The organism is Sorangium sp. So ce1153, assembly GCF_051521595.1.
Taxonomy (GTDB): Bacteria; Myxococcota_A; Polyangia; order Polyangiales; family Polyangiaceae; genus Sorangium.
In genome coordinates this window covers 7,866,438-7,888,974 of record NZ_CP150361.1, presented here as the reverse complement: position 1 = coordinate 7,888,974, position 22,537 = coordinate 7,866,438, and the positions used below count along the sequence as shown (strand labels likewise).

Genomic DNA, 22,537 nt, shown 5'->3' with positions numbered 1-22,537 from the left:
AGGATGGCTGGAACACGATGGAACACCTCCGTGCCGCCTCTGTGTTCCAGACGCGTCGACGCGCCTCTCGGGCGACGCGGCTGGACCAGGGACCGGGGCATGCCCAGAGCGTATCGCGAACATGGGATCCTGAGAACGCTGGACAGCGCGACCTTCGCAATGACCCTGTCAGGAACCTGCGCTCACAAGATCGCACAGCGGCGCTGAACATCGGTTTCCGCGCCACCTGTGCGATGGAGCCGCAGCCGGAACGTCGACGAGGCTGACGCGCCGCGCGAGGTCTCCCCGAGTCACGGCGCCGCTACTGCTCCGAGCCGATCGGCTGCAGGTCAAATCGGGCTTGAACCAGGCCCGGACACCCACGACGTTGCACGGCCCGACATGGCAGACGACACCCAGGCCGCCACCCCCGCAGCGCCGGCGGCGCCCTTCGACACCCGGGAGGCCCTCCTCGCCTGGCTCGCGCGCCACGGCGTCGCGCACCTCGCCCGGCTGAACCTCGAGGCGGTCGCGCCGCGCGCCGACCCCGCCCTCTGGCCCGAGCTGCGGGTCCTCGGCGCGCGCCGGCGCCTCATCGACCTCGCGAGCGCCGACGCGCTCTCCCGCGCCGCCGAGTGGCTGCCGTCCCCGCGCCTCCGCGCCGCGCTGCCGCCCCTCGTCTTTTGCCTCCTCGAGGACGAGCGCGCCGACGCGGCCCTGGCGCGCGCCGCGGTCCCGTCGCTGCTGCGGCCGCCCGGCGAGCCGCGGGCCCTGCCGGCGCACGAGCGGCTCTGCGCCCTCCGCGCGCGCGTGCCGGACGCCGTGGCCCCGCGCCCCGAGCGCGCGCTCCGGGCCGCCGCCCTGCGCTTCGACGCGGCGCTCCCCGGCTTTCGCTTCGAGGACCCGCTGCCCTTCGAGTCGCACCGCGCGGGCGCCGGCTTCGTCCGGCCGGAGGCGCGGCTCACCCTCGCGCCGGGGGCGCTCCGGGCCGAGTGCAGCTGCGGCGCTGGCGACTGCGTCCACGTGCTCGCGGCCATCGACGCGGCGCTGCTCTGGCTCCGCCAGCCCCCGAGCGAGGCCTTCTCCCAGGCGCTCGACGAGCTCGGCCGCCCCACCTGGGAGCGCACCTTGCTGGCGCTCGACCGCGCCCTCGACGAGGGCCCTGGCGGGCGCGCCGGCGTCGAGATCACCTGGCGGCTCCAGGTCGTCGAGGACGTCGGCGTCGCCGTCGCGCCCTGGGTCCACCGGCTGGGCAAGAAGGGCCAGCGCGGCGCCGGCGCGAAGGTCGGCAAGAAGCGCCTCCTCCAGGAGCACGGCGCCCGGCTCGCGTCCGAGGACGCCCGCGTCGCGGCGCTCCTGCCCGAGGGCAACGGCTTCGCCGCGCGCGCGCTGCTCGAGGCGCTCATCGGCCATCCGCGCCTCTTCCTCGACGACGCCCCCGACATCGCCGTGCGCGTCGAGCGCACGCCGGTGGGCCTCGTGGCCGAGGAGCGCCACGGCGTCGTGCGGGTGAGCGCCGGCGTCGAGGGCACGGCGCTGCCCCCGGCGGTGCTCGAGCGCGTGCGCCGGGCCCGGCCCGAGGACGCGCTGTTCCTCTGGGACTGGGACAAGGGCGCGCGGCGGCTCACGCTGCTCGACGTCAAGGCCGAGGTCCGGACGCTGCTCGACGTGCTCCTGCGCGAGGGCAACCTCTTCCCGCCCGAGAGCCACGCCGCCCTGCTCGCCGCGCTCTCGCGGTGGGCGCTGCGCGTGCCCGTCGCCATGCCGCGCAGCGTGATGGGCGAGTCGGTCCCCGCGCTGCTGCTCCCGGTGCTGCGCGTCTCGCCCCAGCCGAACGGCGCGGTGGAGGTCGAGCTGCGCGTGCGTCCGCTCGTCGACAGCCCCGCGCTCGCGCCCGGCGCGGGCGCGCGCGACGTGCTCGTCCGGCGCGGGGACAAGGCGCTGCACGCGGTGCGCGACCTGCGCCAGGAGGAGGACTTCGCCCGCGCCCTCTGCGCCGAGCTCCCGCTCTCCGGGGCCGAGCTGCTGGAGGAGGGGCGCCCCTTCCACTACCGGTTCGACAGCGCGCACGGGGCGCTCGACCTGCTCGCCGCGTGCGCGCGGCGCGACCCGCCCCCGGAGCTCGAGTGGGTGGGCGCGCCCCTGCGCGCGCTGCCGAGCGGCGGTCCCCAGGCGCTCAAGGTCGTCCTCGAGCGGCGGCGCGCCTGGTTCGGCGTCCTCGGCGGCCTGAGCGTCGAGGGCGAGCGGGTGGAGCTGGCGCGCCTGCTCGAGGCGGTGCGCCGCAAGGACCGCTACGTGGAGGTCGAGCCCCGCACGTACGTGGAGCTCGGCGAGGCGCTGCGCGAGCACCTCGAGCGCCTCGCCGATCACGTGCACCCGTCCCGCGTCGGCCCCACGCTGGGCCCCTCGGCCGCCTGGGTCCTGCGCGAGCTCGAGGCCGCCGGCGCCGCGCTCGACGCGGACGGCCCGCTCCGGCAGCTCCTCGACCGCGTCGCGGCGGCCGGCGAGCTCTGCCCGGCGGTGCCGGCGGCGCTCCGGGCCGAGCTGCGCCCGTACCAGGTCGACGGCTTCCGCTGGCTCGCGCGGCTCGCGTCGTTCGGCGCGGGCGGCGTCCTCGCCGACGACATGGGCCTCGGCAAGACCGTGCAGGCGCTGGCGCTGCTGCTCGAGCGGCGCGACATCGGGCCGGCGCTCGTCGTCGCCCCGACCTCGGTCGCCTTCAACTGGAAGGACGAGGCGGAGCGCTTCGCGCCCTCCCTGCGCCTCACGCACTACGCGGACGCCGTCGATCGCGCCGACGCGCTCGCGCGGCTCGCCCCGGGCGACGTGCTCGTGGTGAGCTACGGCCTGCTCGCGCGCGACGCCGCGCGCCTCGCCTCCCGGCGCTTCGCCACGGTCGTCTTCGACGAGGCCCAGAGCCTGAAGAACGCGACGACGCAGCGCGCCCGGGCCGCGCGGGCGCTCCAGGCGGACTTCAGGTTCGCGCTCTCGGGCACGCCGATGGAGAACCACCTCGGCGAGCTCTGGAGCCTCTTCACCATCGTCTTCCCTGGCCTCTTGGGCGGCTGGGACTCGTTCCGCGACCGCTACGCCGCGCCGATCGAGCGGCAGAGCGACCCGGCCGCGGCGCCCGCGCTCGGGCGGGTGCTCGCCCCCTTCCTCCTCCGGCGGACCAAGGCGCAGGTGGAGGCCGAGCTGCCGGCGCGCACCGAGGTCCGCGTGCCGGTCGTCCTCTCGAGCGCCGAGTGGCAGCTCTACGAGGACGCGCGCCTCGCGGCGCTGTCCGACCTCGAGTCGCGCCGGGCGGCGCTGCGCGAGCAGGAGCGGCGCGTCGAGGTCCTCGCGGCGCTCACGCGCCTGCGGCTCCTCGCCTCGCACCCGCGCCTGTACGACGCGGGCTCGGAGCTCGTCTCGTCCAAGCTCGTGCGCTTCCTCGAGCTCGTCGAGGAGCTGCGCGCCGAGGGCCAGCGCGCGCTCGTCTTCAGCCAGTTCACGTCGCACCTCGCGCTGGTGCGCGAGGCGCTCGACGCGCGGGGCGTCGCGTATGTCTACCTCGACGGCGAGACGCCCCGGAAGGCGCGGGGCGAGCGGGTGCGCGAGTTCCAGGAGGGCACGGCGCCGCTCTTTCTGATCTCGCTCAAGGCGGGCGGCTTCGGCCTCAACCTCACGGCGGCGACGAACGTGATCCACCTCGACCCCTGGTGGAACCCTGCGGTCGAGGACCAGGCCTCGGACCGCGCGCACCGCCTGGGCCAGCGGCGGCCGGTCACCATCTACCGCCTGCTCGCGCTGGGGACGATCGAGGAGAAGATGCTCTCGTTGCAGGAGGAGAAGCGCTCGCTCGTGGCCCAGGTCCTTGGCGGCAAGGACGAGGCGGGCCGGCTCTCGACGCGCGACCTCCTGTCGCTGCTGTCGGAGCGCCTCCGGCGGCCCGACGGCGGGGAGGGGGAGCTGGCGCTCGACGGCGGCCGCGAGGTCGAGGTGCAGGAACCTGCCTGAGGGGGCGCTACGCCCGGGGGGGCGGCCGGTTTCGCGCGGATCAAGGCGCTGCGACGTCGAGCTTCGTGACGAGATTTCCGCCCCAGTTGATCGAATTCACGGCGCTGGCGTCTTGCCCCACAATGGCGACGTTTCCTTCAGGATCCACGGCGAGGTTCTGCACTTTGCTGAACTCGGGGCCGAGGATGTGGGACCACGAGATATGCCCATCCCTGTCGAGCCGCACGACGAACTGCCGCTCAGCTCCGTCCTCTGCGCCGAGCGCCGTGCCGTCGGCGTCCAGGGTACCGGTGACGCTGCCCGCAACGAAGGTGTTCCCGAGAGCGTCGACGACGAGGCTCACGGCTCTGGATGCAAGGCTGCCCTCGATGAGGCGGCTCCAGAGGTGGGCTCCATGAGCATCGAATTTCGCCACGAAGGCATTGTCGGATGAACAATTCGCGCCGACCAGCGGTCCGCCGCCGAAGTCAAAGTCGCAGCGCGCGTTCCCGGCGAGGATCACGCTTCCGTCTCCGTCCACCGCGACACCAGCAAGGCCTTCATGGTGGTCCGAGGCTGATCCAGGATGGAGAGGAGCCGCCAACTCCTGACTCCAGAGATTGTTTCCCGAGGCGTCCAACCGCGCGAGTGCGAACCGCGCAAGTTTGCCTCCCTCTGATCCGTCATCGACGATGTCCGAATCGTCGGCCGCGAGCACAATTTGCCCTGAAGTGTCGACGGCCATGATGGCGCCTGGCATGTACCTGCCGCTGCCGCGGGGGGAGAACTTGCTCCAGACGAAATTTCCCATCGCATCGAACTTCGCCACGTAGCCTCTCGTCGGGTCGTAGTCACTCTGTATCCACGGAAGCAGACCTCCCCCGAGATCGAGGTCCCCATAGTATCTTCCCATGAGCACCACGCCGCCCGTCGTCGGATCCACCGCGATGGATGTGACGTTCCAATCTGCTTCATACCAGGGGTTGAGGCTCGTGCTCCAGAGGGGGTTGCCGGCGCTGTCGAGCTTGTCCAGGAATATGTCGAGCCAGCCCGACGAGCGTTCCATGGAGCGTATGAGGAACATGTTGCAGTCCGCATCGAAAACGATGTGATGGCCGGCCTGCCGGTTCGAATCATCGCCGAAGAGCTTGCTGAGGGTAGGGTTGCCCGCGGCATCGTACTTTGCCAAGAGGGCGTCATCGAGTGCCAAGGACTCGTGCACGGTGACGTCCGACACCGTGTACCCTATCATGCCGAGGTTGCCGGATGGATCAAAGGCGATGCCAGTGATCGCCAGCGGAGAGGTGCCGCTCGTCGCCGCCGAGCCGTCCAGGCTGAAGGGACGGGAGGCCACCGGCGCGCTGCACCTGCTCGACGAGCCGCCCGCGCCGCCGGAACCCGACGAGCCGCCCGCGCCGACGGAACTCGACGAGCCGCCCGCGCCGCCCGCGCCCGAGCCGTCGGGGTCGAGCTCACCGATCGGCACGCGAGCGATGTCGCACCCAAACGTGGTGGTTGAGAGAGCGAGTGGGAACAACAACGAGAGTACACTCTTCAGGAAACGCATGAACAACATCCTCCATGACCAGGCGATCCCTTTTTCCGCGCTTTTGATCACGGTATCGTATTTGAACAGCGATCCACCTTGCTGATGAGGTAGGCGATCGAGCGAGTCGTTGATGCCAATCGATTGTCCCGATGAACCGCGAGCAAGATGCGGAGGTCGTCCCACGAGCGGTCCTGGTCTTCATCTTCGCAAAACGACCCTCGCACGAGTCGCGGCGGCCGTCATCGTCGACGGCACCTCAGGTCAGCGGCGGAAGGAGACATCCACCGCGGCCGTCGCCGCTGCTGCCCCCTGCATGGAATCACGGCGCTGCGACGTCGAGCTTCGTGACGATATTTCCGCCTCGGAGGGTCGAAGTCACGGCGCTGGCGTCATGCCCCACAATGGCGACGTTTCCTTCAGGATCCACGGCGAGGCCCTGCACGCTGCTGAACTCGGGGCTGAGGATGTGGGACCACGAGATATGCCCATCCCTGTCGAGCCGCACGACGAACTGCCGCTCAGCTCCGTCCTCTGCGCCGAGCGCCGTGCCGTCGGCGTCCAGGGTACCGGTGACGCTGCCCGCAACGAAGGTGTTCCCGAGAGCGTCGACGACGAGGCTCACGGCTCTGGATGCAAGGCTGCCCTCGATGAGGCGGGTCCACACGGGCCATCCATGATAAACATCGAATTTCGCCACGAAGGCATTGTCGGATGAACAATTCGCGCCGACCAGCGGTCCGCCGCCGAGGTCAAAGTCGCAGTGCACGTTCCCGGCGAGGAACATGTTTCCGTCTCCGTCCAGCGCGACGCCAACAAGGCCCTCGTGGGAGGCCGAGGCTGATTCATCATGGAGAGGAGCTATAAATTCCTGATGCAAGACAGTGTTTCCCGAGGCGTCCAACCGCGAGAGTTCGAACCACGCCCGTTTGCCTGAACCGTCATCGACGATGGTCGAATTGTCCGCCGCGAGCACAATTTGCCCTGAAGTGTCGACGGCCATGAAGCCGCCTGGCGTGTACCTGCCGCTGCTGCGGGGGGAGGGCTTGCTCCAGACGAATTGTCCCATCGCATCGAACTTCGCCACGTAGGCTCTCGTCGGGTTGTCGTCATCCTCTACCCACGGTAGAAGACCTCCACCGAGATCGAGGTCCCCGGCGTATCTTCCCATGAACACCACGCCGCCCGTCGCCGGATCCACCGCGATGGATGTGATGTTCCAATCTGCTTCATGCCCGGCGTTGAGGCGCCTGCTCCAGAGGGGGTCGCCGGCGCTGTCGAGCTTGTCCAGGAACATGTCGAACCGGGACGAGGTCATGACCGAGCGTACGAGGAACATGTTGCAGTCCGCGTCGAAGACGATTTGCCTGCCGGCCTGCCGGTTCGAATCATCGCCGAAGAGCTTGCTGAGGGTGGGGTTGCCCGCGGCATCGTACTTTGCCAAGAGGGCGTCGTCGTATTCCGAGGACCCGGGCATGTCGACGTCCGACACCGTGTATCCTGTCATGCCGAGGTTGCCGGATGGATCAAAGGCGATGCCAGTGATCGCCAGCGGAGAGGTGCCGCTCGTCGCCGCCGAGCCGTCCAGGCTGAAGGGCCGGGAGGCCACCGGCGCGCTGCACCTGCCCGACGAGCCGCCCGCGCTGCCGGAACCCGACGAGCCGCTCGCGCCGCCCGCGCCCGAGCCATCGGGGTCGAGCGGCGGCTGGTCGGGGTCGAGATCACCGATCGGCTCGCGAACGATGTCGCACCCAAACGTGGTGGCTGAGAGAGCGACCGGGGACCACAACAAGGAGAGTGCTAGTTGCGAAAATCGCATGATCGAGAATCCTCCACTGCCCGGCGATCTCTCTCCCCGCGCTTTTGATCACGGAATCGTATTTGAACAGCGACCCACCTTGATCATGCGCGGCGCCTGAGCGGAGCGCGGGCTCCGCGCGACGAAGGCGCAAGCGTGCGACGCGGCCTCCGTGATGCGCCCTCCGGCCACGAGGGCGTCGACGCGGAGGACATCGCGCTCGATCGCGAGGCTGCCGCCTGGAAAGCGCGCCGCGTGCTCGGCGGTGAGGCGAAGGGCGAGCGGCACGTCTCCACGCTGGAGGGCCGCTCGTGCGGTATCGATGAGCCGGAGCTCGTCCGATAGAATGGAGTTGGGTAGAACGGAGGTGGGTGCCGCAGGGGACTGCGCGACCTCTTCACTGCGGGGTTCTCGTGGAAGGGGGTCGACGGCGGGGACGGCCGTCGCCGCAGGAACGGAGGAGGCGCCCTGGCGCGCGAGCCCGGTCCCCTGGGGCGCGGGCGCCACGTTCGTGATCGACGCCGCTGCGCGCGGGGCGGGCGACGCCGCTGCGCGCGGGGCGGGCGACGCCGCTGCGCGCGGGGCGGGCTCGGCGGCAGGGGCGACGGCGGGCTCCGCCTTCGCAGGCAGGGCGGGCTCCTCCTGCGTGGCCTCCTGCGTGGCCTCCTGCGTGGGTGGCGCGGCTGCCGGCGCCACCCCACCGACCTCCGCCGCGCGAGGCGGGCCCATGGGGGCTGCGGATACGACGGCGTCCGCGTGATGGGTCGCCGCCACGTACGCGCCCCCGAGCACGAGGGCGACGGACGTGACGCCGATGGACGCGACGAGCACCGCCTTCAGGCCGAGCGCGTGAGCGGCCTGCGCCGCGATCCCCCCGCTCGCCTTGGCCGCACCGACGCCGAGCTTCGTCGTCGCGGCCGCGGTCACGGTCCCCGCCGCGGCGGTCGCGAGGGCCTTCGCGCGGAGCGAGGAAGGCGCCTTTGCCGTCTTTCCGGCGCGCAGCAGCGCGCGGTCGAAGTCGTCGTACGAGTCGCTCACGGCCGCCTCCCGCCGCTCACCGGCATACCCCTCTTCAATCGCTCCGTCGCTCGCTTCCACGCTTCACGGGCGCGGCGGAGCCGTGACGCCACGGTCCCTGGCGCCAGGTCCAGCAGAAGGGCGATGTCCGCCATCGTCTCTTCTTCGATCTCATGGAGCACGAACACCGCGCGAAGGTCGTCGTCCAGCGCCTCGAGCGACGCGTCCAGCAGCCTGCGCGCGCGCGCCTCGTCGAGGCGGCTGTCCGGCTGCTCGCCCGTCGGCGCGGACGGCTCTCCCTTGAGCTCTTCGTGACGCGCTCGCCGGGTTCGCTCGCGTCGGACCATGTGAACCGCGACCGAGACGAGGTACGAGCGCTCTTTGCCGGGAAGGATCGCGTCGAGGCGCGACGCCGCCACCACGAACGCTTCCTGCGCGATGTCCTCGGCCGCCGCCTCGCCCACGCCCATCCGGCACGCGAACCGCCACAGGAACTCGAGGTGCGACGCGAGCTCCTCGAGCCGCGCCTCACGGGCGACGTCGGCGGTGGACTTGCAGGGGGAACGCGCCTGCGCGTCGACGAGTCCGCCCCGAGGGCGAGCCAGGCGGAAGGCGGTGGGACCGGGGGCGTCGTCGGTGGTGGTGATCACGAGGGGCTCGTCCCAGGCGATCCACGAGGTCCCCGGTTTGATCACGGAAAATACGCCCCGATGGAGAGCGCGGCGTCCAGCCGCACGGCGGGCGCTTGATAGGCCGTCCCGCCGTTCACGTAGAAGAACTCGTCCCGAAGGAGGGGCAGCGCGGCCCCGACCTGACCATCCACGAAGGACCATGTGCCGAGCAGCGCGCGCACCCGTGCGCCGGCGCCCGTCTCGAGCCACGGGCGCCATCGGCTGTAGACCTTCGGGGCTCCCTCCCCGGAGGCGAGCAACGCGCCCGCATCGAACATCATGTAAGCGCTCGCGAAGACGCGATCGCCGAGGGATGCGCCGACCGGCGCCAGCGAGGCACGGGCGGTGAGCCAGGTGAGGCTCACCCACGCTCCCCCTCCGGACACGGTGCGCGGCAACGTCGCCCCCACGCCGACCTCGGCCCATGGAAAGAACGCCCGATCCGATGCGAGCCCGCCCGAGAGCCGCGCTCCTGCCGGCCCTTCGTAGGGCGGTGTGGCCACGAGACCGAGCGCCGCATACAGCTTCGTCGCGGGCGTTGTCTCGCGCGCCGTGGCTCGCGACGGTCTCGCCGGCGGCGCGGCGGAGGTTGGGTTGCTCTCGCGGGCTGTGCCTTGCCGCGGCCTCGCCGGCGGCGCTGTGGAGGTTGGGCTGCTCCCGCGGGCTGCGCCTTGCGACGGCCTCGCCGGCGGCGTCGGGGGGAGAGGCTCGGCGCGGGAGGCTTCGGCCTGGGCCAGCTCGTCGTCGCCGGCCATCGTGACGACCAGCCCGAGCGCCGAGGCGGCTTCTGCGCAGGAGTCTGCCACGATCGTGCGCGCTTCGATGGCGCCGTGAGCGCCTTGTCCCGAGATCACGAGCGTCACCGCGCTCGGCGGCTCCGCTTCGCGCACATGGACCCGGAGCCGTACCGCGGAGTCGGCGTCCACGCGCCCTCCGCGCAGCGCGGCCGCCGCCCGCACCTCGTCGAGCGTCACGCAGCGCTGCTCGTCGAGCTCCACCGCGACCCCGACGTTCGCGGCGTGGGCGGCCTCCGCTCGTACCGGACCGAGCCATCCCACGACCGCGAGCGCGCCCTGGCGGACGGCGTTGCCCAGCGCGCGCACCTGACGACGATGGCTCGACGGGGCGGAGACTTTCCGAGGTGGAGGTGTCACGGGCCGGGAGGATAGCCTCGACGCGCTGCCTGGCGCAGCGGCCGCTCCCTCCGGACCGTCAGCGTCCGAGGAAGCTCATGAGCCAGCTCATGGCCGGCCGCATGGCGCCGCTCGACTGCTGGAGGCCCGTGTTGTCCCTCCAGGTGGCGCCGACGATGTAACCCCAGAGCGTGATGCCCTTCACGGAGGGGTGGTTCCAGAACATCGTGAACTGCTCCTCCATCACCCGCTTCTGCTGGTTGTCGTCCGCGATGCCGATGTCGTACTCGGTGATGTAGACGGGCTTGCCCAGCGAGGCGAGCTTGTCGATGTACCCCTTCACGGTGGTGGTGTTGATCTTGTAGGCGTCATGGGCCTGCGCGCCGAGCGCGTCGACAGGGGCGCCGGCGTTGATCACCGCCCGCGCGATCTTCATGAAGTTCTGGTGATCGCCCTCGTACTCGATGTTGTTGTAGTCGTTGAGGATGAGGACCGAGTTCGGGCAGTACTCGCGCGCCCACTTGAAGGAGTTGACGATCCAGTCGTAGCCGCTGGCGCCGTCGCCGCCGATGGCGTTCTTGTAGGAAGGCGTGGTGTGGGGCGGCGGCTCGTTGACGACGTCGATGTACTTCGTGTCGGGGTAGCGCGCGCAGAACGACCGCATCCAGTCCTTGACGGCCGCCTGCTGGTCCGACGCGGAGAGGCCCGAGAGCCAGCTGGGCTGCTGGGCACCCCACACGAACACGTGCTGCTTGAAGATGACGTTGTTCGACTTCGCGTAGTTGTAGATCCGGTCGAGCGCTGCCCAGTTCTTCGAGCCGCGGGAGCTCTCGACGGAGCCCCACTTGCCCTCGTTCTCTGGCGTGATCTGGTTCCAGTAGCGCGAGAAGCCGTCGCGCACGGCGCCGTTGGTCGTGATGTTGCCGACGAACTTCGTGCCGGTGCCGCCACCGGAGCCGCCGGAGCCGCCGGAGCCGCCGGAGCCGCCGGAGCCGCCGGAGCCGCCGGTACCACCGGTGCCGCCGGTGCCCGAGCTGCTGCTGGAGCTGCTGCTGGAGGTGCTGCTGGAGCTGCTCCCCACGGCCCTGAGCGAGAACTTCTGGTTTGCGCCGTTCGCCCAGTTCCACTGCTGGAGGCCGGTGCCGTCCGCCGTCGCCAAACCCATGACGTCGAGCGCCTTGCCGCTGCTGCGGACCATGACGCGCTGGACGTTGGAGGCGACATCGATGAACTGAAATTGCTGGCTCCCGGCGGTGCCGCAGCCGGACTGGACGATGGTGGCCCCGTCCGCGTTCGAGCCGCCGTTGGTCCCGAGGCAAAGGCCGCTGTTCACGTTCTTGAGGCGGAAGTATCCGCCGCCCATGGACTCCGCGCGGAACTGCTGCCGCGTCGTGCCGTTACAGGTGGCGATCTGCGCCGCCGCCGAGCTCCCCGTGCTCCCGCCCCGGATCTCCACGCACTTGTTGCTCTGGGTGCCGACGAGCGTGTAGACCGCGCTCGTATCGACCGTGATGGCGCCGTCGAGCGAGCCTTCCTCCTCCATCTCGGCGTCGTACGCCTCCTCGGGGCCGATGACGCACGACACGGCGAGGACGCCCGCCGCCGCCGCAAACAAGGCCTGCTTGGTTCCCAGTCTCATCTTGTTCTCCTGTCCTGGTAAGTAAGTAGAGCTCGAACCTGCCTGCTGCTCGACGCTGCCCTCGCGGAGGGTCGGGGCCACTCGCCGCGCCCGGAAGCTCCCGCAGGGACGCCGCGCCTGCCACTGCCGCTGCGGATGAATCTCCATCGAGATACGCGCGGAGCGGATAAGTTCAATCTGTGCGCGTCAGGCAGCGCGCTCAGGGTACTTCTTGCTCCTGGCTAGCGTGTCCGTCAAGCCCATTGTGCATCTCGAACGGCCCCGACTCTGATGAAGGTGCGATATTCTCAGATGGGGCGTGACGATGGTAGTTTGACGCCGACATGCGGCCGAGTCCTCGGGCGCAGCTGGCGATCGCGCAGCTGGCGATCGCGCAGCTGGCGATCGCCAGATGTGCCGCGCATCTCGTCGAAGATCGACTGCGACCAGCGGGCGGCGCCGGCCGCGCTCAGCGGGCGAGCGCGCTCGAAGAGCCTCGAGTGAGATGGACGAGGTTTCGCGCGCCAGCAGGGCCGAACAAAGCCTCTCCTGACGTGAAGCGAATGGCTCTGATCGAAGCACAGCGCACAGGCGCGAAATGCACGGCGGCCCTGTCGTGGCGGCCTGTGCTACCCCTCTGCCTCGCCACCGTCTCGGCCCCGCGCGCGCAGCTCCGGGCAGCGCGCAGCGGTGGCTCCCGTGCTCGTCAGCGATCGTCAGCGATCGGGGTCATCCACGATTCAAGGGGGTCGCAAGAGAGCGAACGTTTTTTGCTTCATCGTACTGACCGTCGAGGGATGGCGATGGCCGGCAGATCTGCTCGGCATGGGACGACAACCCTCGATCGCTCCGAGGCGCGATCGGGCAGGGGCAGAGCGAGAGCGGCCTCTCCTCGTGTCAGCGAGGGCGTCAGCGAGGACCGGCGTGGAGCTGGCGGTGGTATCGACCGGGATCCGGCGGGCGCGCCCTCCCACGCGTCCACGACGACCGAGCGAGCGTGGCCGGCGCCGAGATCTATCCCGATGGCGGTCCTGGTCCGCATGACGACCCACCCATGGAAAAGCCGAAAGAGGAATCCATTGTGAGCGCTCACATCGCCGATGTCAATTCCAATTCGCTCCGACCCTCCCGGCAGGTCGCGATCCGGCGAACACGCTCGTCCCACGCTGGAATTCAGGGGTTCACTTGAAACCTCACTCGAGATAAAGAGAGCCGCGTCGGCCGGCGAGCGTGCTCGCCTTCCGAGCCGGGCGGATTCTTGCAGCACGCCGAGCCTCCGGGGCTCGAGGCGTTCGCTGCAGATCGCCGACAGCACCACGAGAGCGCTGGCGTGACGCCAGCGAGGAGCAGACGATGAGACGACACAGCGCGCCTGTCATGGCGGTCCTCCTGGTCGGGTCCCTGATCGCGGCCTGCGGAGATGGCGAAGAGGCGGAGTATGCGCTCACAATCGAGACCAGCGGCGAGGGCACGACCGATCCCGCGCCCGGGACTTATACGCAGAAGGCGGGTAGCTGGATCACCGTGACCGCGACGCCGGCCGCGGGCTACAACTTCCTGGGATGGAGCGGGGCCAGCGCCGGGCTGGACAACCCGCTGACCATCACGCTGGACGCGAGCAAGACGCTCAAGGCCACGTTCGGTACGGCTTTCAGCCCGACCACCTACCAGAACCCGGTCCTGCCCGGTGATCACCCGGACATGAACATCTACCGGGAAGGCGACACCTTCTATGTGGTCGGGTCGAACTTCCACATGATGCCCGCCTTCGAGATCCTGCGCTCGACGGATCTCGTGCACTGGGAGCGCCTGCCCCGGGTGGTCCACTCCACCGCGGCCGCGCTGAAGGGGCAGCTCGGCCCGGGCCAGGGCACCTGGGGCGGCTTCATCGTCAAGGCGGACGATGTGTACCGGGTCTACTACTCCATCGGCGCCACGCAGCACTTTTCCTCGGCGCCCAGCCTCGAGGGGCCGTGGTCCGAGCCCAAGAAGGTCGACATCTTCCCTTACACGCCGCCCGGCGCCGACGTCTCTTACATGCGAGGGACCGGCTCCGACAACTCGGTGTTCGTCGATCCGGACAGCGGCAAGGCCTACATGATCATCAAGAACGGCCTGTGCAAGTGGGACGCGGAGCATCCCAACGACTTCGGCATCAACCTGGCCACGGAGATCGACCCCGAGACCGGGATGCTGATCCCGGAGTCGACGATCGACCTCAGCTTCATCAACTGGGACCAGGAGACCGGCGGCTGCGGGGACTTCAGCAACCCCGACTGGAGCAAGTGGGCCGAGGGGCCGACCATGGCCAAGCGCGGCGACTGGTACTATTACTTCGTGTCGACCCACACCGCCTGTGGCGGCCAGATGCACGCGTGGGCCTCGAAGAAGCTGGTCGGCAGCACCCAGGAGGACTGGCACTGGCTCGGCTACGTGCTGACCGGCGAGGAGCCGTATGCTGGCGTGCAGCACGGCACGGCGCCGTTCGAGCTCGACGACGGCACCTGGTGGGTCTTCGCCCATTCGTACGACTGCACGAACGTGGGCACCCAGGACTGGAAGAACGGTGAATGGCAGGGGTTGGCCCGCGAGGGGCTGCTCCTCGGCGTGACCTGGGAGGACGAGGAGGTGGACGGGGAGACCATCCCGGTGCCGCGGTACCCGAGCGCGGTGCGCGACCTGCCGGCGCCCGAGCTGCCGCAGAGCGGCGTGCCCTTCCTGCTGCCCGTGAACGACGAGTTCTCGTCGGACGAGATCGGCCCTGCCTGGACCACCTACGGCCCGTCGGAGAACAAATATTCGGTGAAGGACCGCCCGGGGTGGCTGCGGATCGCGCCGGACCCCGACGACACGACGTGGGTGGTGCAGAAGGACGCGCTGCACTCGAGCAGCATGGTCGTGAAGCTGGAGTTCACGCCCGGGCGCGACGGCGACGCGGCGGGCGTCCGGGTGGGCAACGGCTACTGGCAGGACGAGCAAGTGATCTCTGCCCCGACGTGGATGACCAGCGGCGAGAACTTCATGCTCCCCGCCATCATGGAGGTCTCGGTGGCGCGGGTCATGGAGGGCGACGCCGACAAGATCCGGTTCTCCTTCCGCTCGCGCTCGGTGAAGCCGCTGAAGGAGGGGGACGCCGCGTACACGGAGCTCGACGAGCCGGTGGTGGTGAGCGAGTCGGTGCCCGCCCCCTCCGGCGAGAGCGTGTGGCTGAAGCTGGTCCGCACCGATCACAAGGCCACGGGCTGGTTCAGCAAGGATGGCGTCCAGTGGACCCAGGTGGGCTCCGAGATCGACATCTCCGCGCTCGACAGCTTCTATGCCATGGCCCACACCTGGATCGGCAACCAGGCTGGCATGTTCGCGACGGGCAAGCGCGCCGACTTCGACCTGTTCGCGTACCGCGACGGATTCACCCCGATCCCGGCCGCCGAGGCGAACCAGCAGTCGGGCGCCGACGTCCTGTCGAACGATGGGGAGGCCCCGGCGCTGGGCGGGCTGGAGAACGGCGACTGGGCCATGTATGGCAGCGTCTACCTGGGCAACAACCGCGTGCACGCGGACGCCATCGAGCTGAGCGCCGCGAGTGACGGGCAAGGCGGCGTCGTGGAGGTCTGGCTCGATCCGCTGGCCGGCGGCTCGGCCATCGGCACCTGCACCATCCCCGGCACGGGCGGCTGGGACAAGTGGGAGACGACCCGGTGCAACGTGGCGCCCACCGCGGGGACGCACGAGGTCTACCTGAAGGTGACGGGCGGCGAGGGCGAGCTGATCCGCCTCTCCTCCGTGCGGTTCGTGCCCACCAGGTGACCTGACGGGATCACGCGGCGAGCGCGGCGCGCCGGATGACCGGCGTCACGCGCGGAATCTGGATCAACCAAGGTGTGCGCCGGGGGTCGCTCGAGCCCCGGTCGCGAGGACCGGGCGCTCCCGCGCGCATCGCTCCCTTGGCCATGCAGCGCACGAGGCGGGCGCCGGATCAGCCGGACGCTCGCCCGACGCGCCGCCAGTCGCGCGGAGTCATCCCGAAGGCCGCCTTGAAGGCGCGCCCGAAATGCGACACGTCGTGGAAGCCCCAGGCGAAGGCGATATCGGTGATGCCGCGCGCTCGCAGCGCCGGATCGACGAGGGCGTCGCGGCATCGCGAGAGCCGCCGCGACAGGACCCAGCGCATGAACGTCTCGCCGTTCTCGCTGAACAGCCCGTGAAGGTAGCGCGTCGAGATGCCGCAGCGGGCGGCCACGGTCGCCGGGCTCAGCGACGGGTCGGCGAGGTTGCGCTCCACGTACCGCTTCACCGCGTGGCGCCGGGCTTCACGCACGGACGCGCCATCGGAGCTCGCGCCGGCCTCCGGCGCGTTGCACGCGAGCGCCAGCAGCTCGATGAGGATGTCGGAGGCCGACCCCGTGACAGGCTCGGGGAGGACGTTCTGCGCGAAGGCGCGCATGTAGCTCGACACCAGCGCTCCGATCCCTTGTCGGCAACCGACAACATGGCCGACCGCCCGGTCTATATCGGTCAGCCTCGGTCGCAAAAGGTCGTAGGGGACTGAGACGACGATCCGCTCGTAGTCGGTCTCGAACGACAGCTCGCCCGGACGAGTGCCGTCGAGCAGCTCGATGTCGCCCGGCTCGGCCCGGCGGACCTCGCGCCCTTGGCGCAGCGTGCATATCCCGGCGAGCTGCATCGCGACGAAGAAGCACTCACGCGACGCGCGTGCGATCTCCGGCTCCCCGCGGAAGACTCCCTGCGCTGACGAATGAAGCCGGGTGACCGACAGCGACCCGGCCCCGCGCCCCTCGAGCATGCCGAAGAACGGACCACGCCCGCGCCGCTCGGTGCGCAGGCCCAGGAACGCCCGGCCCGCCATCTCCTGCCAGTACTCCGCGCGCTCCTTCTCCGGAACAGCATCTGTAGTGAAAGAAGCGAACATGCGCCTCAACGCTACCACGCCGACAGCCCCACGGCTGCACTCTCAGTCGAATCGTGGTGCGCTGTCGTCCGAGCGGGCCTCCCAGCCCCGTCCTAGGGTTCCAGACGTCGTGACGGACGCAGCAGGCGAGCCCGGATCGCCCCCCGGGCGCGCCCGCCCGCGTCCGCTCCGACCCCGCTGGATCGACCCCATGCTCCTCGGCTGGCAGCCGAAGAGCCGTGATGAGCCACCGTCCCGATCAGGAGGACTCGATGGTATCTTCTCGTTTGAGTTCCGTCCCCTTGGTTCCGACCTCCCCACGCCGGGATCCCCGGGCGCCTACGAGCGCGTATCGTCCCCCGGTGATCGCTCTCCTCGTCGTCATCGCCGGCTCGGCGCCTGTCGTGGCGTGCTCGAGCGGGCCCCATGCTGACTTCGACCCTGCCGACACGGCGCACGCGCTCGATGTCGGCGCGGAGGGGAAGAGCTCTTCGGATGTCGATACGCCCGCCACGACGCCTTATGAAGAGGTGATCGTGCTCGAGGACGCCTCGATTTCGGGGTCCCGCAAGGGCGCCGCGCCGCAACCATGGCTCGCGTGTCCCCCGGGGCGGCACCCGATCGAGTACTACTTCAGCTCCAGCGTGCCCAACTACGGGCTCGGATGGGACAACGCGGTGACGTGCCGCGACACGACGGGGCTGAGCTTCAACTCGTGCGAACCCTGTCCGCCTCCGTACACAGCGGTCAGCGTGACCCCGCAGGCCGGTCCTCTGATGCCTTGTCACCCGCTCGCTCCAGGCACCCTCTGGAGCGGCGTCATGCCCTCGCAGTACCAGTGCCATATCGGCGCCAGCTTCGGCGCTTCGCCCTGGGAAAGGCGGCTGGGGCCGCGGGAGACGTTCTACACGACCTTGACCTGGCACGGCGGCGGGGCCACGAACATCCGCGTGGTCGCGCGACCGCCCAATCGACCGGAGATCGAGCTCTCCACGGACCACGACGGCTCGCTCAGCTATGGCCCCATCGCCGGGGGCGAGTCCCATGGAATCCAGCTCTGGGGCGACGGGATGCTCCTCTACAACTACGGTGTCGTCGGCCGGGGCCCCACCGCGACGATCACGGCGACACCCGACCGCGTGGTCGCGCCCGCCAGCACGACCAACCTGGTCTGGACGACGTCGGACGTCAGCTCTGCCCGTCTGGTGCGCCGGATCGACGGCGGCGCGCCGCAGATCATCGACACGCGCGTCGCCGGTCAGCGCGTCGAGACCATCTCGCCTGGCCATCGGTATCTCTATACCGTCGTGTATGGCACCACCGCCACGAGCCCGACCCTCAGCGAGGTCACGGTGATCGGCGAGAACCCGCCGCTCGCGCCGACGCCCCAGGGAGGGCTCTGGGACGACCTCAGCCGTCCGAACAACGGTCTCGATGTTCGCTTCCTGGGCAACAGCGCTGGCGTGGTCATGACGTGGTACACTTTCGATCTGGGCGGCGCGCCGATCTGGTACCAGGGCATCCTGTCTCACGGCCCGAGCGCCTGGACCGGCGAGCTGTATCGCACGCGCTGGACGGGCACCGGGATCACCGCGACCGTGGTCGGCGCTGCGAGCCTGGAGCTCACGTCCTCGGATCGCGGTGAGCTGGTCTGGCAGCTCGACGGCAGCTCGGGGCGCGACAGCGTGGCGTGGATCTGGGGTGCTGGCGGCTCACCAGAGCTCGGCGGGCTCTGGTACGATGCCACCGAGTCCGGCTGGGGGCTCGGCCTGCTCTCGCAAGGGAGCACCCACGTCGGCTACCTCCAGGCCTACGCCGGGAGCGCGCCGACCTGGGTCTTCGGCGTCAGCAACGGCAGCGGCTCTAGCTTCGATTTTCCGCTCGCCGGAGTGACCGGCGTCAATGCGTGCCCCGGGTGCTCCGGCCCAGTGTCGATCTCGACCTGGGACGCTGGGACCATGACGATCGACGCCCCGCTGGCCTGGCAGGGGACCGCGACGGCAACCATCAATGCGACCCTCGCCGGCGATGTCTGGCAAAGGACCAGCCGGACCATCACGCGGATCACGCCCTGAGAGCTCGCCATGTTCGCGACGGTGCTTCCCAGCTCCACCGACGCCGCCCGGGTCCACCGGTTCGGCGGCCCCGAGGTCATCGCGATCGACAAGGTGCCGGTCCCGCTGCCCGGCCCGGGCGAGGTGCTGGTCCGCGTCGCGGCGGCCGGGGTCGGGCCGTGGGACGGCTGGATCCGCGCCGGCAAGAGCGTGCTGCCCCAGCCGCTGCCGCTGACGCTGACGCTCGGCTCGGACCTCGCTGGCGTCGTGGCCGCGGTCGGCCCCGAGGTGACGGACCTCGCGCCGGGCGCACGGGTCTTCGGCGTCACCAACGAGCGCTTCACCGGCGCACACGCCGCCTATGCCGTGGCGCAGGCGGGCATGGTGGCGCGCGCGCCCCTCCGGCTCGACGACGTTCAGGCCGCCTCCGTGCCGGTCGTCGCTGTCACGGCGTGGCAGGCGCTGTTCGAGCAGGCCCAGCTCGAGGCCGGACAGACCGTGCTGGTGCACGGCGCGGCCGGCGGCGTCGGCGCGTACGCGGTGCAGCTCGCGCGCCGGGCCCGCGCCCGCGTCATCGCCGGCGGCCTCGGCCAAGGATCACGACTTTGTCCGCGGCCTCCGCGCGGACGTCGTCGTGGACTACCGGAGCGAGCGCTTCGAGGACGCCGCGAAGGACGTCGATGCGGTGATCGACCTCGTCGGCGGCGACGCTCAGGCGCGGTCCTTCGCCGTGCTCAAGCCGGGTGGCACCCTGGTCTCGGCGGTGTCGAACCCTGACCAGGAGGAGGCCGCCCGTCGCGGCGTGCGGGCCAGCTTCTTCCTCGTCGACGTCACGACGGCCCGCCTCGACCGCATCGCCGCCCTGCTCGACGCGGGCGAGCTCTCGACCGACATCGGCGCCGTGCTGCCGCTCGCCGAGGTCCGGGGCGCGCACGAGATGCTCGACGGCGCCCGCCCCCGCCCGCGTGGCAAGATCGTCCTGACCATGGCGCCTGCTCGCTGAGGTCCGGAAGCAGCAGGCCTTCGGGCGCGTCCCCCGAGGCCAGCGTCCCGAAGGAGCTCGACTCAGATCACGTGCGCTGGGAGTCGTTCGCTGGCGGGAGCGCGCCCGGCGAGCGGATCAAAAAAAGCCGCCTTCGAGGACGGTCGCCTCGAACGAGCCGGTCACCGGCGCTCCGGGCTCCATCGAGGCCTTGTCGAAGTGGAGCTTGCCGTCGGCGAAGATGCCCGCGACCACGGGCTCGGGCTCGGTCAAATCAAACGCGAGCGCGAAGACCGATTGCCAGTCGTACGGGCCCTCCCCTCCGTCGGCGAAGACCTCCGCGTCCACATAGAACACGAGGGCGCGCACCGTCCCATCGGGGAAGCTCCCGACGATCGAAAGCTGGGCGCGCCCGTTCGCGAAGAACTCGAGCCCAGGCAGGCCGGCCTCGTCCTGGCCCGCCGCGGCGCCCACGGTCTCGGCCGATTGCGGGTTGTCCTCGGGGATCGCGACGTCGAACGTACCCGTCCCCGCGGCGAAGGGGTCCATCTGGGCGAGCGACCCCCACGTCGTCGAGAACGTGCCCGCCACTGTCCCCGCCGTCGCCATGCACGCCGTGGCGGGGGGCGGGAACATCCACTCGGGAGGCGTGGGCGCGATCTCGGCGGTGACCGCGGCGCGGCGCCCGCTCACGAAGCCCCGTATCGCGTCGGTCGCCACCCTCATGGCCTCCGCGTTCTCTCGGACGTACGGCGAAAGGAGCTTCTCCATCCGTTCGATCTCGAGGAGCAGCGCGTCCTCCTTCCAGGCCGTCTCGAGGAGGTCCTTCATCGCCTCGGCATAGGCGGCGCGGAGCTCCGGCGTCTGGTAGAGCCGGCTCGCGATGGCCCCCCTCACCGAGACCGACTGCGGCCGCTCTGGCGGGTTGAACGGGTCGACCGGATCGAACGACATATCCGGGCCCCACGGCAAGAAGAACATCTTTCCGGACGCCGGGTCGAAATAGGCGAGGTGGTTGTTCATGTTGTTCGCGTAGCCGTCCCACGCGGCAACCAGCGTCTCGGTGGCCCAGTACCTCCGGAAGGTGCCGATATCAAGGACCGCGCCGAGCGTCGCGTCGAGCTCGGCGTCGCTGGCCAGGAGCGCGGCCGCGACGGCGTCGAGCTCACTTCGGTCGGAGTCGTCCTCGTTGGTCTTCTTTTCGTACGTGGTGGTCCAGCCGTCGCGGAAGTCGCTGATCTGGCCCTCGTAGAGGTCGCCGCTCGCGTCCGTGAAATGGCGCTCGAGGAGGCGCTTCCCGACCGGCTCCACGTGCGCGTAGATGCCGAGGTCCTCCCCGTTGACGGTCACGTGGGCGAAGTTACAGCGCGAGGCGGGCAGGCCTGCGTCGCGGAAGACCTTGAACGCGAGGCACGTCTTCAACAGCGAGGGATCCTGGCGGGCGTTGTTGAGGGTCAGCCCTTCGAGGCCGGCGTGCTCGCGCCCGTCCACGTATTCGTCGAAGCTCACCTTGAGCGACGGCTTCGACAGGCTGGCGGATCCGAGGAAGCCCTTCTTGCGAACGGCGGACATCTCGAGCGTGGTGCCGTCGACGGTGACGCTCGCGGGGAACTGGGTGTAGGGGCTCTCCTTGGGGCCGTCCATGCAGACGTCGCCGAACAGCTCCGAGACCTTGCGGGACTGGCGACGGAGCGTGTCCCAGTCCTCGGGCGCCATGGTGATTCCCACCTCGATCACGTGGTCGGGATCGAACATGGCGTCGCTCGGGTCGGGATCGGGCAGATTGGGAGCGCCGCCGTCGCCGGAGGGACCGCCGCCGCCGGAGGAGGCGTCGGGGGTCCCGCTCGGCGGCTGCGGCGGGTCGGAGCCGCACGCGGACGCGTTGAGGACCAGCGCGAACGCCATCGCCGAGAGCATGCCGCCTGCGCGAAAGAGCGTGGTTGTGTGTTGTCGCACCATGGCCAGTGTCTACCACGGCCTTCCCCCTGCGCGGTCAGGAGCAAAATTGTACCCGATGTAGGCGGCGCGCTTCGCAGGAGCCCGAGGTGGGGCAGGCCCCGCGATGCTCAGCCGTCCCAGCCACATTCCATGCACGCATCGGCGGGGCCGCGTTCACTCCACAGCCTGTGGGGAGCTTACGAGTCAGGCGATGAGCGGGTGCATGCCGACATCTCGCGGCCTTACCGGAGCTGAACCTGGCGCGCGAACTGCGAGTCCTCGGGGTCGTAGGCCCAGAGTGACATGTCGCGATCGTCGTAGAGCCAGGCGTGCACGCGCGGCCCGCCGCCCCCCGAAAGGAGCGGGTAGGTGAGCAGGTGATCGAGCTGCGTGAGCACGTTCTCCTGCGCCATGACCTCGCGGAGCGCGTCGCCGCGGAGGCGGCCGTAGTTGCGGCGCACGAGCTCGATCGTCGCCAGCGCCGCGGGCATCTGCGACAGGAGCTGGAAGGCCTGCCGGCCGCGCGCCTCGTCGAGGAGCACCTCGAGCGCCGTGCACCGGACGTGGCCGCAGATCACGACGTCGTGCGTCTCCCGCATCGAGAGCGAGAGCTGGAGCGCCGCGTGCTCGCCGGTCGTCGCCTCGCTCCAGGGCGCCACGAGGTGCGCCGGCGATCGCATCTGCGCGCAGGGGATACCTCGCGCCGAGAGCCCCATCCGCTCGAGGGGCAGCGCGGCGTCGAAGCACGAGATCAGCAGCGTGCGCTGCGGATCCAGCGCGGCGCCGGCGCGCCGACGCCGGGTCGAGGCCGGGCCTTGCGCTGAGGTGCTGTGCGAACGCTGCATCGGTCGTCCTCCCCGGACCGGGCGCGGTCCTCGGGGAGGAGTCGGAACGAGCGCGCTTCCGGTTCCCCG

12 protein-coding genes and 1 pseudogene are annotated in these 22,537 nt (G+C 70.3%); 4 read left to right on the top strand and 9 right to left on the bottom strand.

Annotation, left to right across the window (positions count from 1 at the left end; genetic code table 11):
- The first annotated feature begins 381 nt into the window (after positions 1-381).
- Positions 382-3,978, top strand: coding sequence for an SNF2-related protein (locus tag WME85_RS28350; protein ID WP_437825583.1), 3,597 nt, complete (start codon positions 382-384; stop codon positions 3,976-3,978).
- A 40-nt stretch (positions 3,979-4,018) separates the two neighbouring features.
- Here WME85_RS28350 and WME85_RS28345 read toward each other — a convergent pair whose 3' ends face one another.
- The 6 genes from WME85_RS28345 to WME85_RS28320 form a co-directional block, all read right to left on the bottom strand.
- Positions 4,019-5,689 (bottom strand): hypothetical protein, encoded by a 1,671-nt coding sequence (locus WME85_RS28345; RefSeq protein WP_437825581.1) that lies wholly within the window; start codon positions 5,687-5,689, stop codon positions 4,019-4,021.
- Between the two features lie 136 nt (positions 5,690-5,825).
- Positions 5,826-7,322: a hypothetical protein gene (locus WME85_RS28340; RefSeq protein WP_437825579.1), complete on the bottom strand. Its 1,497-nt coding sequence runs from the start codon at positions 7,320-7,322 to the stop codon at positions 5,826-5,828.
- Positions 7,323-7,370: 48 nt separating this feature from the next.
- The gene (locus WME85_RS28335) at positions 7,371-8,339 is read right to left on the bottom strand and encodes a hypothetical protein (RefSeq protein WP_437825577.1); all 969 of its coding nucleotides are present in this window, start codon (positions 8,337-8,339) and stop codon (positions 7,371-7,373) included.
- Positions 8,336-9,013 (bottom strand): RNA polymerase sigma factor, encoded by a 678-nt coding sequence (locus WME85_RS28330; RefSeq protein WP_437825576.1) that lies wholly within the window; start codon positions 9,011-9,013, stop codon positions 8,336-8,338. The genes WME85_RS28335 and WME85_RS28330 overlap by 4 nt, the downstream gene beginning before the upstream one ends.
- Entirely contained in the window at positions 9,010-10,092 is a 1,083-nt protein-coding gene (locus tag WME85_RS28325) for a hypothetical protein (protein ID WP_437825574.1), read from the bottom strand. The genes WME85_RS28330 and WME85_RS28325 overlap by 4 nt, the downstream gene beginning before the upstream one ends.
- Positions 10,093-10,201: 109 nt before the next feature.
- Complete coding sequence (locus WME85_RS28320; protein WP_437825572.1) at positions 10,202-11,761, bottom strand: endo-1,4-beta-xylanase; 1,560 nt, start codon at positions 11,759-11,761, stop codon at positions 10,202-10,204.
- A 1,332-nt stretch (positions 11,762-13,093) separates the two neighbouring features.
- On the opposite strand from WME85_RS28320, the gene WME85_RS28315 reads away from it, so the two are divergent.
- The gene (locus WME85_RS28315) at positions 13,094-15,547 is read left to right on the top strand and encodes a family 43 glycosylhydrolase (RefSeq protein WP_437825571.1); all 2,454 of its coding nucleotides are present in this window, start codon (positions 13,094-13,096) and stop codon (positions 15,545-15,547) included.
- 169 nt (positions 15,548-15,716) lie between these two features.
- Here WME85_RS28315 and WME85_RS28310 read toward each other — a convergent pair whose 3' ends face one another.
- Complete coding sequence (locus tag WME85_RS28310) at positions 15,717-16,670, bottom strand: helix-turn-helix domain-containing protein (protein WP_437825569.1); 954 nt, start codon at positions 16,668-16,670, stop codon at positions 15,717-15,719.
- A 341-nt stretch (positions 16,671-17,011) separates the two neighbouring features.
- On the opposite strand from WME85_RS28310, the gene WME85_RS28305 reads away from it, so the two are divergent.
- Together WME85_RS28305 and WME85_RS28300 are read left to right on the top strand one after the other, a co-directional pair.
- Positions 17,012-18,724 carry a hypothetical protein gene (locus WME85_RS28305; RefSeq protein ID WP_437825567.1) on the top strand — a complete coding sequence of 571 codons (1,713 nt, stop codon included), beginning with the start codon at positions 17,012-17,014 and terminating at the stop codon, positions 18,722-18,724.
- Between the two features lie 9 nt (positions 18,725-18,733).
- A pseudogene (locus tag WME85_RS28300) lies at positions 18,734-19,706 on the top strand (NADP-dependent oxidoreductase).
- 117 nt (positions 19,707-19,823) lie between these two features.
- On the opposite strand, the gene WME85_RS28295 reads toward WME85_RS28300, so the two are convergent.
- Together WME85_RS28295 and WME85_RS28290 are read right to left on the bottom strand one after the other, a co-directional pair.
- A complete protein-coding gene (locus WME85_RS28295) occupies positions 19,824-21,644 on the bottom strand; it encodes a CotH kinase family protein (RefSeq protein WP_437825565.1) in 1,821 nt (606 codons plus the stop codon).
- Positions 21,645-21,865: 221 nt separating this feature from the next.
- Complete coding sequence (locus tag WME85_RS28290; RefSeq protein WP_437825563.1) at positions 21,866-22,468, bottom strand: carbonic anhydrase; 603 nt, start codon at positions 22,466-22,468, stop codon at positions 21,866-21,868.
- Positions 22,469-22,537: the final 69 nt, after the last annotated feature.

Bases quoted from the DNA above. Each gene is read 5' to 3' on its own strand.
- WME85_RS28320 (WP_437825572.1), bottom strand. From the start codon at position 11,761: ATGAGACTGGGAACCAAGCAGGCCTTGTTTGCGGCGGCGGCGGGCGTC.
- WME85_RS28350 (WP_437825583.1), top strand. From the start codon at position 382: ATGGCAGACGACACCCAGGCCGCCACCCCCGCAGCGCCGGCGGCGCCC.
- WME85_RS28290 (WP_437825563.1), bottom strand. From the start codon at position 22,468: ATGCAGCGTTCGCACAGCACCTCAGCGCAAGGCCCGGCCTCGACCCGG.
- WME85_RS28340 (WP_437825579.1), bottom strand. From the start codon at position 7,322: ATGCGATTTTCGCAACTAGCACTCTCCTTGTTGTGGTCCCCGGTCGCT.
- WME85_RS28295 (WP_437825565.1), bottom strand. From the start codon at position 21,644: ATGGTGCGACAACACACAACCACGCTCTTTCGCGCAGGCGGCATGCTC.
- WME85_RS28310 (WP_437825569.1), bottom strand. From the start codon at position 16,670: ATGTTCGCTTCTTTCACTACAGATGCTGTTCCGGAGAAGGAGCGCGCG.
- WME85_RS28315 (WP_437825571.1), top strand. From the start codon at position 13,094: ATGAGACGACACAGCGCGCCTGTCATGGCGGTCCTCCTGGTCGGGTCC.